The following is a 16,367-nucleotide window of genomic DNA, read 5'->3' as shown; positions in this document are numbered from 1 at the left end:
AGTATTTTTAGCCTGATGTAATAATGTAGAGTTATAATATTTGTTAAAATTGTATTATCTGCACAATTTCGAACCTACAAAACCAATTAACCAAGTACTCAAAAATTATTAACCACTATGAAGAGAATTTACTCAATCTCGGGGTTACTGCTATTGTTTACTTTTTTCTCGACTGTTGTTTTAGCACAAAACGCTACTGTTAAAGGTAAGGTTACTGATGCTAAAACAGGCGAAGCGCTTATTGGCGTTACAGTTGCGGTAAAAGGTACATCAACAGGCGCCCAAACAGATGTTAACGGCGCTTACACAGTAAATGCCCCATCAAACGCAACCCTACAGGTATCTTATATAGGCTATACCACGCAAGAAGTTGCAGTAGCGGGCCAAACTTCAATTGATTTTAAACTGCAAAGCTCAACCAACGAATTACAGGGCGTAGTAGTTGTTGGTTACGGTACCCAGCGCAAGGTAGATGTTACCGGTTCTATAGCAACCGTTAAAGGGGCCGATGTAGCCAAGCAGGCATCACAGAACGCCGTTAGCGGATTGCAGGGTAAGGTAGCCGGCGTGCAAATTGTAAATAACGGCACACCTGGTTCAACGCCGGATATAACCATTCGTGGTTTAGGTACTATTTACGGTAATACTAAACCATTATTTGTGGTAGATGGTGTTTGGTATGATGATATCAATTTCCTTAACCCACAAGATATAGAAAGCTTCAGCGTACTTAAAGATGCGTCAAGTACCGCAATTTATGGTATCAGGGCGGCTAACGGTGTTGTTTTAATTAGTACCAAACGTGGTGCAAAGGGCAAGCCGGTAATTAACTATAATGGCTTTGCTGGCGTACAGGCTGTAACCAACCAGGTTAAAATGGCTAATGCAACCCAGTATGCTACTGCCGTGAATGAGCTGGCTGCCTTAAACAACGGCGCCGCAGTATTTGCAGACCCTGCAAGCTACGGCACCGGTACAGACTGGTATAAACAAATACTGCGCAAAGCTTTTATAACAAACCACCAGGCTTCAATAAGCGGCGGTACAGATAAATACACTTATAATTACTCTTTTGGTTATTTAAACCAGGATGGTATTGTTAAAACCAACAATTTTCAGCGTTACACCGTACACTTATCAAACGATTTTAAAATTAGCAAGGCCCTAAAACTTGGCTACACTGCCAGCGGCTTATCTGATAAATCAAGGGATGTTAGCGGCGATATATTTCACCAGCTGTACGGCGCTGCACCAACCCTGCCTGTACGTAAGGCAGATGGCAGCTACGGCGACCCTAATGATTATGGCACTGGTGACGGTAACAATTATAACCCGCAGGCTACGCTTGATTTTTATAATCAGCGTACCAAAAACAAACGTGTTACCTACAACGTGTACGGCGAAGTTACTTTTCTTAAGAATTTCAAATTCAAATCAAGCTTTGGTGGCGATGTAAGCCAAAACGAGATCAGATCATATACGCCGGAATACCAGGCTACTGTAAAACAATTCAGCAACAAAACAAACCTTAGCCTTACCCATACCGATGTGCGTAACTGGATCTGGGAAAACACTTTATCTTACGAGGTTAAGTTAAACGACCACCGGATCACCGCATTATTAGGCTACAGTGCGCTTGAAAATGTTACCAGGCAAATAAATGGCCAGGCAGATAACGTACCTTATGCTGCAAAAGGTAACCTGCAAACATCTTTCCCAGATGACGCCAACGTTACCTACCTGGCTACACCAGGCGACCAGATACGCAACCGTGCGCTATCGCAATTCGGGCGTGTAAACTACTCTTATAAAGATAAATATCTGTTAAACGCGTCTATCCGCCGTGATGGTGCATCGCAATTTTTTGGTGCAAATACCTATGGTTACTTCCCTTCGGTTGGTGCCGGCTGGGTAATTACCAACGAAGATTTTATGAAGGACCAAAAAGTGTTCAGCAATTTAAAACTTCGTGGTAGTTGGGGTAAAGTAGGTAACTCGGTAGTACCTATTAATCCCACCGTACAGGTAATAGCTACTGATCCATATCTTACAGCAATATTTGGCAACCCGCAGGTAGCTTATCCGGGCGCCAGCATCAACAGCATCGTACCGCCATCTATCGTATGGGAAAAAACGGTATCGTCTGACTTTGGTATAGAGGGTGGTTTGTTTGATAACAAACTAACATTCGAAGCTGATTATTATAACCGCGAAACACAGGATGCCATATTTGCTATACCTGTAGCAGGGTCATTAGGTACAAGTAACAGCGCACTTATTGGCAACCAGGCCAGCATCCAAAACCGTGGTTTTGAGTTTTTGGTAGGCTGGAAAGATCAGGCTTCAAATAAATTCTCTTACAGCATTAGTGCCAATCTTGGTATCAACACCAACAAAGTATTGAATGTAATTACCGGCAAAAACCCTATTTACCAGGGTGGCGACGGCATTGCAAACGGTGCATTGGCAACACGCACCGTAGTAGGCGAACCTATAGGCCAGTTTTATGGTTATAAAGTTGTAGGCGTATTTCAAACGGCAGACCAGGTTTCCAAATCGGCCCAAATAGGCGCTAAACCCGGCGATTTTATTTATCAGGATACCAACAACGATAAAATTGTTGACAGCCGCGACCGCGTAGCTTTAGGCAGCCCGCTTCCTAAATACAGCTATGGTGTAAATACTTCATTTACATACAAAAACTTTGACCTTGCCTTAGATTTTCAGGGTGTGGCAGATGTAAGCGTTTATAATGCAAACGTTGCATATCGTTTCGGTAACGAAAACTTCACTCAAGATTTTTATAACAACCGCTGGCATGGCGAGGGTACTTCAAACACCTACCCATCTGTAAACGTTGGCAAAACAACCAATGCAGCGCCAAACTCTTTTTATGTAGAAAGCGGTTCGTATTTAAGGCTTAGGAATGCACAATTAGGTTACGTTTTACCACGCAGCCTGTTAAATACCTGGAAAATATCAAGAGTTAGGTTATTTGCCAATGCCCAGAATGCGCTCAACATCTTTGGCTACAAAGGTTTCTCACCAGAAATTGGCGGTGGTGTTGGCAGTCGTGGTATTGATGCTAATGTTTACCCGTTATATGCAACCTATAACTTTGGCGTTAACGTTACTTTTTAATCTTAAAAGAAGATGAATAACAAAAAATACACATTTATGCGCAAGGCCTCAGTTTTAGGCCTTATTGCATCAACCATATTAATTCAAAGCTGTAAAAAAGACTTTTTAAACACAGCCCCGGCCCAAAACACTGCAGCAACGCAGTTTTTTAAAACACCGGAAGATGCCGGCAAGGCAGTTAATGCCATGTATGCAAACCTGCACGAGTGGAACAACATTGCCTTTGCCCCTATTGCCATAGAAAGCATGGGATCTGACGATGTAGAAAAAGGTAGCAGCGCCAGCGACGCAACATTTTTTAATGATTACCACAACTTTACCATCACTGCCGGCGACGGACAGTTAGGTGGTTTTTGGACAGGGCAATACCAAACCATCAATTTTGCTAACCAGATTTTGGCAAATGTGCCCGGCATTACTATGGATGAGGCACTTAAAAACCGGTATCTGGCCGAAGCTAAATTTATTAGAGCGTATGAATATTTTAGGCTGGTAAGGGCTTTTGGCGATGTTCCTTTGCGCCTTACAATCCCTAAAGACGCATCCGAATATAATTTGCCACATACGCCAAAAGAACAGGTTTGGGCACAAATTGAAAAAGACCTTACCGAAGCCGCGGCTGTTTTACCGCAAAGCTATGGCTCGGCAGATATTGGCCGTATAACAAAAGGCGCAGCCTTAACCATGCATGCAAAAGTTGCGATGTACCTTAAAAAATGGAATGACGTTTTAAGTTATACCAATACCGTTATGGGCATGGGCTATTCGCTGTTCCCTAATTACGAGCAAATGTTTCGTACAACAAATAAAAACAACCAGGAATCGATATTTGAGATCCAGAATAACGTGATACCAAATAATCCTTCTGCCTCAAATTCGCAATATTCGCAGGTACAGGGCGTGCGCGGTTCTACAGGTGGTGGCTGGGGATTTAACGTACCAAGCCCGGAATTAGCTGCAGCTTACGCAACCGGCGACCCGCGCCGTGATGCAACAATTATTTTTAGGGGAGAAACTACACCCGAAGGTGATAAAATACCTTTGGAAGGCGATAACCCCATGTATAACCAAAAATCATATGTGCCGTTCGGCCTGTATGTATCGGGCTTTAATGAAGGTGCGCAGCAAAACAAAATCGTATTACGCTATGCAGATGTATTGCTGATGAATGCAGAAGCCAACAACGAACTTGGAAATTCAGCAGCAGCTTTAGGCCCGTTAGAGCAGGTGCGCGCACGTGCACGTGCTGGCAACGCAGGTGTATTACCTGCGGTTATTACTACAGACCAAGGCACCCTGCGCACCGCTATTTATAACGAAAGGCGCTTTGAATTTGCAATGGAGTTTGAACGTTATTTTGATGTGATACGCCAGGGCAGAGGAGCCGAAGTATTTGGGCCGCGCGGATGGAAAGCCGGTAAAAACGAGGTTTGGCCAATACCACAAACCGAGATAGATATTAGTGGTGGTACGTTAACTCAAAACCCGGGATACTAATCTCCTGCAACAATAAGTTTTATAACCGGGCACGGCCCAAAATCTGATTGATATAAGGCTGTCGTTGTTACGGCAGCCTTTTTTTGGCAATAACAAAGTGCAGCTATATGATAAATTTTCTTAAGCTTTTTACCGGTTTGTTTCTTATCGGCTCGTTATTTACCTGTAAGGGGGGTAATGAAGCACGCCCAACTCAACCGGTAAAACCAAACCGCATAGATTCTGCCGACAAATTCCCAAGAATATCAGACGACCAGCTGCTCACCCTGGTGCAAAGGCAAACCCTCAAATACTTTTATGATTTTGGGCATCCTACCAGCGGCCTGGCCCGCGAACGCAATACATCCGGCGATGTGGTAACCACCGGCGGTTCGGGCTTTGGCATAATGGCCATGATAGTTGGTGTGAACCGCGGCTTTATCACCCGCGCCGAGGGCTTGGCGCGGATGCAAAAAATTGTTGGTTTCTTAAAAAATACGGCACAAACCTTTCATGGTGCGTTTCCGCATTGGTTAAACGGCGCAACAGGCGCCGTGCAGCCTTTTAGCGCGCAGGATAACGGGGCCGACCTGATAGAGACATCCTTCCTGATGGAGGGTTTGCTAACTGCCCGGCAGTTTTACAATGGGGCAGGCGCCGATGAAACCGCCTTGCGCGCCGATATCAATACCCTTTGGCAAAATGTAGAATGGGACTGGTTTAGGCAAGGCGGACAAAATGTATTATACTGGCACTGGAGCCCCACCAACGGCTGGGCCATCAACATGAAAATTACCGGCTGGAACGAAGGATTGATAGCCTACGTACTGGCAGCGGCATCACCCACACATAACATACCTAAAATAGTATATGATAACGGCTGGGCAGGCAATGGCGGCATGAAGAATGGCGCTGCCTACTACGGTGTTAAATTACCTTTAGGCCCATCGCTTGGCGGCCCTTTATTTTTTGCGCATTACTCTTTCCTGGGTATTAACCCTAATGGCCTGGCCGATGCTTATGCCAACTACCAGCAACAAAACATTGCACACAGCCAAATTAATTACAAGTACACGGTTACCAACCCTAAAGGTTATTATGGGTACAGCGCAGATAGCTGGGGCTTAACAGCCAGCGATATCCAGAATGGTTACACCGCAAGCTCGCCAACAAATGATGTAGGGGTAATTGCGCCAACTGCGGCCATCTCATCATTGCCTTACACACCAACAGAATCTATGGCGGCGCTCCGTTTTATGTATTACAAACTGGGCGATAAAATATGGGGCAATTACGGTTTTTACGATGCCTACAACTTAACCAATGCCTGGTTTGCCAACTCGTACCTGGCTATTGACCAGGGACCGATTGTGGTGATGATAGAAAATTACCGCACCGGCCTTTTATGGAACTTATTTATGAGCTGCACCGAAATTAAAACGGGTATGAAAGGGCTTGGGTTTACAAGCCCGAATTTATAAAAACTAAAAATTGCCCAAAATTGAATGGGCTTTATGACTTAATAACATCAACACATGAAAAAAATATTACTATCAGCGTTTATGGCTGTAGCATCCTTATATAGCGTAGCCCAAAAACCTGCGGCAAAAGCAGATGCTATCAAGCCGGTAGGCATTATCAAAAACCTCAGCGATAGTGCCCTGTTAGATGTAGTGCAGCGCCAAACGTTCCGCTATTTTTGGGATTTTGGGCACCCCGTAAGCGGCCTTGCGCGCGAACGCAGCAACACTTCTTTTGATTACGGCAATGAAGTAGTAACTATAGGCGGCTCGGGCTTTGGTATTATGGCCATGATAGCTGCAGATCACCGCAAGTTTATCAGTCATGAGCAATCTGTTGACCGGATGCTGAAGATCGTGGAGTTTTTATTTAAGGCTGATGCCTACCACGGCGTTTTCCCGCATTGGTTAAATGGTGAAACCGGTAAAACCATCCGCTTTGGCCGCAAGGATGATGGCGGCGACCTGGTAGAGACCGCATACCTGCTGCAGGGCCTGATCTGCGCCAAACAGTACTATACTGCCGATACCCCGAAAGAACGCCGCATACGCGATGTGATCAGCTGGATCTGGGGTGAAACAGAGTGGGACTGGTACACCCGCGAAGGACGCGACAACCTGTACTGGCACTGGAGCCCAAACAACGGCTGGGCCATGAATTTCCCTATCCGTGGTTTTAACGAGTGTTTGATAACTTATATCCTGGCTGCATCTGCCGACCGCTACCCCGTTAGCGCCGATGTTTATCATCGCGGCTGGGCACAAAGTGATTTCTTTAAAAACGGCCAAACTTACTATGGCTACAAATTGCCTTTGGGTTTCCCATATGGCGGCCCATTGTTTTTTTCGCAATACTCTTTCCTGGGGTTAAACCCCAAAGGTTTAAAAGACCGCTACGCCGATTACTGGGAGCAAAACCAAAACCATACACTTATTAACCGCGCCTATTGTATTGATAATCCTAAAAAATTTAAGGGTTACGGTGAAAACTCGTGGGGCTTAACCGCCAGCGATAATTACGAGGGTTACAACGCACATTCGCCTGATAATGATCTGGGGGTTATTACGCCCACGGCGGCACTATCGGCCTTTCCGTACACACCGGAATATTCGATGAAGGCCCTGCGCCATTTTTATTATGACCTGGGCGATAAGATCTGGGGCGAATACGGCTTTACAGATGCCTTTAGCGAATCAAAGAACTGGTACGCCAAATCATACTTGGCTATTGATCAGGGGCCGATCATCGTGATGATAGAGAATTATCGCTCGGGCTTATTGTGGCACCTTTTTATGAGTGCGCCCGAAATTCAGCGGGGCTTAAAAAAGCTTGATTTTAAAAGCCCGGAACTGGCTAAGAAATAATTAATTGATCTTAATTAAATAGAAAGCCGTTAATTTACGTTTAGTAATAAACCAGAATTAACTACCAATGGCAATTCATAAATTAAAAATAGTGGCAATGCTGGGTATCCTATACCTGGCATTGCCTTTTTTAGCGCAGGCGCAAACCCTTTCGGCGTTTGACAGAGGATCCTTCATTATCAAAACCGACACCCTTCCTTACCGCATTTTATTCCCTAAAAACTTTAATCCGGCTCAAAAATACCCTTTAATTATAGTGCTGCATGGGGCAGGCGAACGAGGGAATGATAACGAGGCACAACTTAAATACGGGCCAAAACTATTCCTAAATGATACCATCCGGCAAAATTACCCCGCTATAGTGGTTTTTCCGCAATGCCCTAAAGATGATTACTGGGCCAACGTTAAAATAAGCCAGAGTTTAACAGGCAAACGGGTATTCAATTTCCAGGAAGGCGGCAAACCCAACTGCGCCATGACCTTGCTTTTAGGCATGGTAGATCAAATGCTGGATAAGCCCTTTATCAGTAAAAAACAGGTGTACATAGGCGGCCTGTCTATGGGTGGCATGGGTACGCTGGAAATGCTTAGGCGCAAGCCCAATACCTTTGCTGCTGCCTTTGCCATTTGTGGTGGCGACAATACTAACAACGTACCTAAATACGCCAGGAAAACCCCACTGTGGATCTTCCACGGGTTAAAAGATAGTGTGGTACCGTTTGATCATTCGCAGGTGGTGGTAGATGCTTTAAAGGCTGCCGGCGCAGACCCCAAATTTACCATTTACCCTAATGACGACCATAACAGTTGGGATGATGCCTTTGCCGAGCCGCAATTGATGCCTTGGTTATTTTCGCACAGTAAATAAAAAAATTAGCTTATTCTAAAACTGCTCATCGGCTTCAAGCGGATCAGTACCGGCGCTATCATTGTTGGTGATGTGATTATCCGCATTCAGGGCTGATGAAGCATCATCTTCGCTTAATGTTTCCTCAATTGCACCGGTATCGGCAACTGCGCCATCTTTATTGGTTGCATTTGCTGCATCATCACTATTGGTAACAATATCCTGCCCGGCTGCGTTAACTTTCGGGTCGTTGGGATTGTTAACGGGTGTTGGGTTATCTGGCGTATTCATCGTTATTATGCTTTAAATCATAACGGATGGGTGGCAGGCTTGTTTGTCAAAAAAGCTATGATCAGCAAAAGTGTTCACGTTCACGACGCATGAACACCGTGAACATTTTTAGGTAGCTCATAATCAACAGATTAATAATTAAACTACTGACAAAACAGCGCCACCACATTTATCAGTTATAAATCAGTGTTATGATGCTATCACCTGATAGCAATAAGGGGTACAAAACGCCAAAAAACGCCCGCCAATCGCCCCAAACCATCGTCATAAAAAAAGCCGGGTAGTTATTCGCCCGGCTTTAAGTTATTTGGTTTATAATTAGATTCGATTCCTTCTACTCTCTAATCACTATTCACTGCTCTCCAATCTCTAATCACTATTCTCTAATCACCACTATTACTTACAATACCTGTTTATGATATCGATGATCACCTTATTCTCCTGCAATTGTGGCAGGTAATCAAACAGGATGTAATGTTTTTCGGGGTCTGATGCCAGCGCCATTTCCAGGTAGTTCAATGCTTCATTATAATCGCCTTTGGCAAACAAATAGGCCACCATTCGGTAATAAAGCTCTGCCGCATCCGGGTTATTTTTAATCGCCTGCGAAATTACTTCAATGGCATCAACCAAACGTTTTTGCTCATATAATATGGATGAATAATCCAGCCAGGCGTCCACATCAAGCGGATTAAGCTCCACCACTTTTTCATAAGCGTTTTCAGCTTCGGGTAAGTGGCCAAGCTTATACTCTGCATCGGCAATAGCAAACCAGTAATCTGCGTTGGCAATATCCAGGTCTAAGGCCTTTTTGTAAAAGTGCAGCGCTTCAAAATAACGTTCTTCAAAATCAAGGGTAACGCCAATCCCAAACCAGGCATCTGCCAGTTTAGGGTCCATTTTAACCGATTTTTTGTAGAAGGAACGCGCCTCATCCATTTGCTCCAGCTTTTCATAACACTCGCCTATGGCGCAATAAGTATCGGCGTTGGGCTGTTCGTACTCAAAGGTTTGGCGGTAAACTTCTATCGCCTCGGCATATTTCTCCAGGTTAACCAGTGCGTTACCTTTATTAAAGTAGGCAGATGCAAAGCTGTCTTTGATCAGGATGGCATAATCGTAAGCATCTATGGCTTTTTCAAACAGGCTAAGTTTGGTATAAGCATTACCTAAATTATACCAGGCGGCATAACTGTAAGGCTCGTTATCAATATATTGCTGATAAAATTGAACGCTCTCTTCCTGGTTATCTAAAACATCATAGCAAAATGCCAGTTCGTATAAGGCGTCCTGGTTTTCCATGTTTTGTTTCAGGCACAGTTTAAGATAGGTGATAGAGGTTTCGTAATCGCCCATGTTTTGATAAACGTAGGCGATATGCAGTAATATCTCGTCGGTTTCTTCGGCAAGGTCAAGCGCCTTTTCGTAGTTCTCTAAAGCTTCGGTATTACGCTCCATACTCTCGTACAGGTTACCGCGGATGATGTAGATATCTGCATCGCTTGCTTCCAGCATAGCGGCTTTATCCAAAGCGGCAAACGCCTCTGATGCACGGTTGGTAACTACCAGCAGCTGCGCCTGTTTAATTAAAAATACGGCAGCAAAGGGGTGCTGGTTGCGGGCATACTCTGACACCTGCAGTGCTTTGGCAGGGTCGTTTTTTTCTATGTAGTAATCGATAATGTTCTCAAACGCCTGTGCGTCAAAAAAGTACTGATCGTGATTTCGAATCATCTCTTCGTACCGCTCCACCGAAAACTTTGGATCTTCGGTAAAACCAAATTCAAATTCTTCTTCCATTCAAGTTTATTTAAGAGAACACTATATTTTGCGGGCAGGTGCCAGACGCGCCCGGTTCAAACATGAGTTCAAATTACAATAATAAGCCTCTTAATGGCAATTAAGTTTTCAACATACAAACATTATTAACAGCTGTTAATACAAATGCCTGATAATAAATATGAAGCAATTTAGTTGGCGAGTGATGAGTTGAGATAATTGCCCTAAAGATTTTTACCTTTGACAAAAGTACCAATTATGAGCTTACCTATAAAAGATATTCTTTCGCATTTACATATAAACGACATTAACCATGCGTTTAGTACAGGCAGCAACTGGGGCAGCAGCCCTAATGCTTTTGTAAAAGATGTTACATCACCTACCGATGGTAAAAAGATAGCCACGGTAAAGTTTGCTACTGCTGATGAGTATAATAGTGTTGTTGTAACGGCCCAAAAAGCTTTTAAAACCTGGCGGCAGGTACCTGCTCCAAAACGCGGCGAGATCATACGCCAGATCGGCGAATCGCTGCGCGAAAATAAAAAACAACTGGGCACGCTGGTATCTTACGAAATGGGCAAAAGCCTGCAGGAAGGTTACGGCGAGGTACAGGAAATGATAGATATCTGCGATTTTGCCGTTGGCCTTAGCAGGCAGTTATACGGCTTAACTATGCATAGCGAGCGCCCCGAGCACCGCATGTATGAGCAATACCACCCGCTGGGTATTGTGGGGGTAATATCTGCCTTTAACTTCCCGGTAGCCGTTTGGAGCTGGAATGCCATGCTGGCCTGGGTTTGCGGCGATGTTTGCATCTGGAAACCATCCGAAAAAACACCTTTAACGGCCATAGCCTGCCAGCACATTGCACAGGAAGTATTTAAACGCAATAACGTTGATGAAGGCGTAAGCTGCCTCGTCATTGGCGACCGGGAGATAGGCGAACTGATGAGCAGCGATACCCGCGTACCGCTGGTATCGGCAACGGGCTCTACCCGGATGGGCAAGGCCGTTAGCGCGGCTGTTGGCGCGCGCCTGGGCAAAAGCCTGTTAGAACTGGGCGGCAATAATGCCATCATCATTACCGAAAATGCCGACCTGGACATGTCGCTGATCGGTGCCGTATTTGGCGCGGTAGGCACGGCCGGGCAGCGTTGCACCAGTACCCGCAGGCTCATCATCCATCAAAGTGTTTATGATGCCTTTAAAGAGAAATTAGTTAACGCCTACAAACAAATAAAAATTGGCGACCCACTGGACGAGAACAACCACATGGGCCCGCTGATCGATCAGGATGCGGTTGCTTTGTATTTAGATTCGATAGAAAAATGTAAAGCAGAAGGCGGCAATTTTGTAGTAGAAGGCGGCAAGCTGGAAGGTGACGCTTATGCATCGGGCTGTTATGTAAAACCCTGCATTGCCGAGGTGGAAAACCACTTTAAAATTGTACAGCACGAAACCTTTGCCCCTATCCTTTATCTGATCAAATATTCGGATCTGGATGAGGCGATCGATTTGCAGAACGGCGTTCCGCAGGGCCTGTCATCCGCCATCATGACCAATAACCTGCGCGAGGCAGAAACATTCCTTTCTTACGCGGGTTCTGATTGCGGGATTGCCAATGTTAACATCGGCACATCCGGCGCAGAGATAGGCGGTGCCTTTGGCGGCGAAAAAGAAACCGGCGGCGGCCGCGAGAGCGGTTCTGACGCCTGGAAAGTGTATATGAGGCGCCAAACCAATACTATAAACTATTCTAAAACGTTGCCTTTAGCGCAGGGCATTAAATTTGACCTGTAAGATAGCCCACCCAACCCTCCCGGCAGAGAGGGCTTTTTTAAAAGAGCGCGGTTAAAGTCTCCCCTACCGGGGGAGATTTAGAGGGGGCTAACCCGGCAACGAATAAATTATAAACACGAACTATTAAAATATGTATAAAATCTTCAAGACCATAACCGGCGCAGCCTTAAGCGCCGCCCTGCTGATCAGCATTGAATCAACCGCGCAGGTTGCACCCAAACCTGCTGCCGAACTGCCAAAGAACTGGCACCTGATGGACCTTAAAACCGATGGCTACTTCGGCATCAGCCTGAACCAGGCTTACCTGTTTGTAAAAGGCAAAAAAAGCAAAACCGTATTAATTGCTACGATAGATAGCGGTATAGATACGGCACAGGCCGACCTTAAACCTGTATTGTGGACCAACACCAAAGAGATACCGGGCAACGGCATTGATGACGATAAGAACGGTTATATTGATGACATGCACGGCTGGGACTTTTTAGGCGGGCCGGGCGGCAAATGCGATTTTACCGAAACTACCGAAGAAGTGCGCGAGTACAACAAGCTAAAAGGTAAATATGAAGGCCTTACAACCGCACCTGCAGGCAGCGAAAAAGAGTTTGCTTACTGGGAACAGGTAAAGCTTACCCATGATGCTACCATCAGTAAATCAAACGGCGAAATACAGCAGCTACAGCCTGTTATGAATGCCTTAATGGCAACAAGCGGATACATTAAAAAGGCGCTGAACTTAAAATCTGACGCATCATTTAAAAAGGCCGACCTGGCCAAGATCACTTCAAAAAGCGATACGGTTACACAAAGTAAAAACGTATGGAACTCGGTTTTTGACCAGCAGGGCGGTGATGATACCAACGCCAAGATCATTAACGAATTAAGCGAATACCTGGCCAAATTAAATAACGATGTAAACCCCGACCCGGATGCGCGTAAACGTATTGTTGGCGATAACCCCGATGTACAGGACGGCAAGCCTTATGGCAATAACCTGCTTAAATTTGCTGATGCCGAGCATGGCACCGGGGTAGCGGGCTTAATTGGCGCCGTGCGCAACAATAAATATGGTATAGACGGGGTGGCCGATAATGTGCGTATTATGGCTATTAAGGCTGTACCAAACGGCGATGAATACGATAAGGATATTGCTAACGCGATACGTTACGCGGTAGATAATGGCGCCCGCATCATTAACATGAGCTTTGGTAAAAAACTATCGCCGCATAAGGCCTGGGTAGATGATGCCTTTAAATATGCGGCATCTAAAAATGTATTGCTGGTGCAGGCTTCGGGTAACGATAACCAGGATGTGGACGCCAAGCCGCAATTCCCGAATGATACTTTTGCAGATGGATCCGGCACGGATGCCGATAACGTGATAAGCGTTGGCGCATCTGCCGATAAACTGAATGAAAATCTGGCGGGTACTTTTAGCAACTACGGTAAAAAGAATGTAGATGTATTTGCGCCGGGCGTAAAGGTAACATCTGTAAATATGGATGCCGAGTTTAACACTGCCGATGGTACCAGCTTTGCATCGCCCATTACGGCAGGTGTGGCCGCTTTAGTATTGGAGTATTACCCAAACCTGAGCGCCAAACAGCTAAAACAGGTGATCCTGGAATCGGCCACGCCGCTAACCGGCACTATGGTTTTAAAACCGGGCAGCACTACAGAAAAGGTTGATTTTACCACACTGTCTAAAACAGGTGGCATCGTAAATGCCTACAAAGCATTGCTTGCTGCATCAAAATTAAAACCGGCAGGGATCTAAGATAATTTCTGTGATATAACCAAGTAAGGCCCGGCGAATCGCCGGGCCTTACTTGGTTATATGGAAATGTCAGTCTGAGCTTGTCGAAGACTTGTAAGCCCGGTTAATGGTTCGACAGGCTCACCAGGACACACTTCACCAAATGTTACTCTGAGCTTATCGAAGACCTTGTACGCCCGGTTAATGGTTCGACAGGCTCACCAGGAACACACTTCACCAAACGTCAGTCTGAGCTTGTCGAAGACTTGTACGCCCGGTTAATGGTTCGACAGGCTCACCATGAACACACTTCACAAAATGTCAGTCTGAGCTTGTCGAAGACTTGTACGCCCGGTTAATGGTTCGACAGGCTCACCATGACACACTTCACACTATATCAGTCTGAGCTTGTCGAAGACTTGTACGCCCGGTTAATGGTTCGACAGGCTCACCAGGACATACTCCTTAATGTCAGTCTGAGCTTGTCGAAGACTTAGCAAAGCGGGCTAATGGTTCGACAGGCTCACCATGACAAGCTAAAACACTATGTCAGTCTGAGCTTGTCGAAGACTTGCACGCCCGGTTAATGGTTCGACACGCTCACCAGGACACACTTCACAAAATGTCAGTCTGAGCTTGTCGAAGACTTGCACGCCAGGCTAATGGTTCGACAGGCTCACCATGACACACTTCACAAAATGTCAGTATGAGCTTGTCGAAGACCTTGTACGCCCGGTTAATGGTTCGACAGGCTCACCATGACACACTCCACAAAATGTCAGTCTGAGCTTGTCGAAGACTTGTACGCTCGCCTAATGGTTCGACAGGCTCACCATGACATCTGCATTATGTCAGTCTGAACCTGTCGAAGACTTGTACGCTCGGTTAATAGTTAGACAGGCTCACCAGTACACACTCCTGAATATCAGTCTGAGCTTGTCGAAGGCTTGCACCCCCGGTTAATGGTTCGACAGGCTCACCAGGACACACTTCACAAAATGTCAGTCTGAGCTTGTCGAAGACCTTGTAAGCCCGGTTAGTGGTTCGACAGGCTCACCATGACACACTTCACAAAATGTCAGTCTGAGCTTGTCGAAGGCTTGTACACCCGGCTAATGGTTCGACAGGCTCACCATGACACACTTCACAAAATGTCAGTCTGAGCTTGTCGAAGACTTGCACGCCCGGTTAATGGTTCGACAGGCTCACCAGGACACACTTCACAAAATGTCAGTCTGAGCTTGTCGAAGACTTGCACGCCAGGCTAATGGTTCGACAGGCTCACCATGACACACTTCACAAAATGTCAGTATGAGCTTGTCGAAGACCTTGTACGCCCGGTTAATGGTTCGACAGGCTTACCATGACAAAGTTTATCGATTAAAATATCGCTTCAGCGATCCGTTTGGTTGGGCCGGGGTTACCCATGGTATAAAAGTGCAGTACAGGTGCGCCAAACTTCATCAGTTCTTTACACTGTTCAATCATCCATTCAATACCAATATCTTTTACATTTTTTTCATCCTTACAATCGTGGATGGCATCGCTTAATGCTTCGGGGATATCGATATGAAAGGTTTTTGACAGATTAACCAATTGTTTTGAGGTGGTGATAGGTTTCAGCCCCGGGATGATCGGCACGTTGATACCAACGGCGCGGCAGTTATTTACAAAATCAAAATATTTTTGGTTATCGAAGAACATCTGGGTAACAATAAAGCCTGCGCCCATATCAACCTTTTGCTTTAGATACTTAAAATCTGTTTTTAAGTTCGGCGCCTCAAAATGTTTCTCGGGGTAACCGGCAACACCTATACAGAAATCTGTTTTCAGGATGCCTTCGTAATGCTCGTGCAGGTAAACGCCATTGTTCATATTCACTACCTGTTGCAGCAGGTCCGTAGCGTAGCAGTGGCCGTTGGGCGTAGGCACAAAAGATGCATCGCCCCGGCGGGCATCCCCGCGTAAAACCAACACATTATCTATACCTAAAAACTGCAGGTCTATCAGGCCGTTTTCGGTTTCGTCCTTGGTAAAACCACCGCAAAGTAAATGCGGAACGGTATCTACCTTGTATTTATTCATAATAGCCGCGCAGATAGCAATAGTACCAGGGCGCTTACGATAAGCCAGTTTCTCCAGCAAGCCGGTTTGGTGCTCCTTATAAATATAATCCTCGCGCAGCGATGTTACATCGATGAACGGCGGCTTAAATTCCATCAACGGGTCGATAGCATCATAAATCCCTTGAATGCTTTGGCCTTTTAAAGGTGGGATAAGTTCAAAGGAAAAAAGTGTTTTTCCTGCCGCATTGGCTATGTGTTCTGTAATCTTCATGAGCCCCCTAACCCCCTAAAGGGGGAATTTAATTTTTTAAATTTCTAATAATAAACTA

The 16,367-nt window shown here is 45.5% G+C and carries 10 protein-coding genes; 7 read left to right on the top strand and 3 right to left on the bottom strand.

All coding sequences use genetic code 11. The annotated features are described in order from the left end of the window. Positions 1-117 precede the first annotated feature (117 nt). The 5 genes from E2R65_RS05125 (at position 118) to E2R65_RS05105 (ending at position 8,370) form a co-directional block, all read left to right on the top strand. Positions 118-3,141, top strand: coding sequence for a SusC/RagA family TonB-linked outer membrane protein (locus E2R65_RS05125; RefSeq protein WP_134335427.1), 3,024 nt, complete (start codon positions 118-120; stop codon positions 3,139-3,141). A gap of 12 nt (positions 3,142-3,153) precedes the next feature. Then, positions 3,154-4,638, top strand: coding sequence for a RagB/SusD family nutrient uptake outer membrane protein (locus tag E2R65_RS05120; RefSeq protein WP_134335426.1), 1,485 nt, complete (start codon positions 3,154-3,156; stop codon positions 4,636-4,638). 107 nt (positions 4,639-4,745) lie between these two features. Continuing rightward, positions 4,746-6,098, top strand: a complete 1,353-nt coding sequence (locus E2R65_RS05115) for a glucoamylase family protein (protein ID WP_134335425.1) — start codon at positions 4,746-4,748, stop codon at positions 6,096-6,098. Between the two features lie 54 nt (positions 6,099-6,152). Next, complete coding sequence (locus E2R65_RS05110) at positions 6,153-7,502, top strand: glucoamylase family protein (RefSeq protein ID WP_204986285.1); 1,350 nt, start codon at positions 6,153-6,155, stop codon at positions 7,500-7,502. Positions 7,503-7,569: 67 nt separating this feature from the next. Continuing rightward, complete coding sequence (locus E2R65_RS05105; RefSeq protein ID WP_134335424.1) at positions 7,570-8,370, top strand: carboxylesterase family protein; 801 nt, start codon at positions 7,570-7,572, stop codon at positions 8,368-8,370. A gap of 15 nt (positions 8,371-8,385) precedes the next feature. Here the strand turns inward: E2R65_RS05105 and E2R65_RS05100 are convergent, their stop codons facing one another. Continuing rightward, entirely contained in the window at positions 8,386-8,640 is a 255-nt protein-coding gene (locus E2R65_RS05100; protein WP_134335423.1) for a hypothetical protein, read from the bottom strand. Positions 8,641-9,036: 396 nt separating this feature from the next. After that, entirely contained in the window at positions 9,037-10,440 is a 1,404-nt protein-coding gene (locus E2R65_RS05095; protein ID WP_134335422.1) for a tetratricopeptide repeat protein, read from the bottom strand. A gap of 237 nt (positions 10,441-10,677) precedes the next feature. Between E2R65_RS05095 and amaB the strand changes: the two genes are divergently transcribed. Then, positions 10,678-12,219, top strand: coding sequence for an L-piperidine-6-carboxylate dehydrogenase (amaB, locus tag E2R65_RS05090; RefSeq protein ID WP_134335421.1), 1,542 nt, complete (start codon positions 10,678-10,680; stop codon positions 12,217-12,219). Positions 12,220-12,349: 130 nt separating this feature from the next. After that, entirely contained in the window at positions 12,350-13,993 is a 1,644-nt protein-coding gene (locus tag E2R65_RS05085) for a S8 family serine peptidase (protein ID WP_134335420.1), read from the top strand. Between the two features lie 1,359 nt (positions 13,994-15,352). On the opposite strand, the gene metF is transcribed toward E2R65_RS05085, so the two are convergent. Then, complete coding sequence (metF, locus tag E2R65_RS05080) at positions 15,353-16,309, bottom strand: methylenetetrahydrofolate reductase [NAD(P)H] (protein ID WP_134335419.1); 957 nt, start codon at positions 16,307-16,309, stop codon at positions 15,353-15,355. Positions 16,310-16,367 lie beyond the last annotated feature (58 nt).

The organism is Mucilaginibacter phyllosphaerae (genome assembly GCF_004378255.1).
In the GTDB taxonomy this organism is placed as follows: domain Bacteria; phylum Bacteroidota; class Bacteroidia; order Sphingobacteriales; family Sphingobacteriaceae; genus Mucilaginibacter; species Mucilaginibacter phyllosphaerae.
This window is presented reverse-complemented; position numbering and strand designations above follow the sequence as displayed.

What these genes read in the sequence shown, in the direction of transcription:
- E2R65_RS05125 (WP_134335427.1), top strand. Translation starts at nt 118, where the DNA reads ATGAAGAGAATTTACTCAATCTCGGGGTTACTGCTATTGTTTACTTTT.
- E2R65_RS05120 (WP_134335426.1), top strand. Translation starts at nt 3,154, where the DNA reads ATGAATAACAAAAAATACACATTTATGCGCAAGGCCTCAGTTTTAGGC.
- E2R65_RS05115 (WP_134335425.1), top strand. Translation starts at nt 4,746, where the DNA reads ATGATAAATTTTCTTAAGCTTTTTACCGGTTTGTTTCTTATCGGCTCG.
- E2R65_RS05110 (WP_204986285.1), top strand. Translation starts at nt 6,153, where the DNA reads ATGAAAAAAATATTACTATCAGCGTTTATGGCTGTAGCATCCTTATAT.
- E2R65_RS05105 (WP_134335424.1), top strand. Translation starts at nt 7,570, where the DNA reads ATGGCAATTCATAAATTAAAAATAGTGGCAATGCTGGGTATCCTATAC.
- E2R65_RS05100 (WP_134335423.1), bottom strand. Translation starts at nt 8,640, where the DNA reads ATGAATACGCCAGATAACCCAACACCCGTTAACAATCCCAACGACCCG.
- E2R65_RS05095 (WP_134335422.1), bottom strand. Translation starts at nt 10,440, where the DNA reads ATGGAAGAAGAATTTGAATTTGGTTTTACCGAAGATCCAAAGTTTTCG.
- amaB (WP_134335421.1), top strand. Translation starts at nt 10,678, where the DNA reads ATGAGCTTACCTATAAAAGATATTCTTTCGCATTTACATATAAACGAC.
- E2R65_RS05085 (WP_134335420.1), top strand. Translation starts at nt 12,350, where the DNA reads ATGTATAAAATCTTCAAGACCATAACCGGCGCAGCCTTAAGCGCCGCC.
- metF (WP_134335419.1), bottom strand. Translation starts at nt 16,309, where the DNA reads ATGAAGATTACAGAACACATAGCCAATGCGGCAGGAAAAACACTTTTT.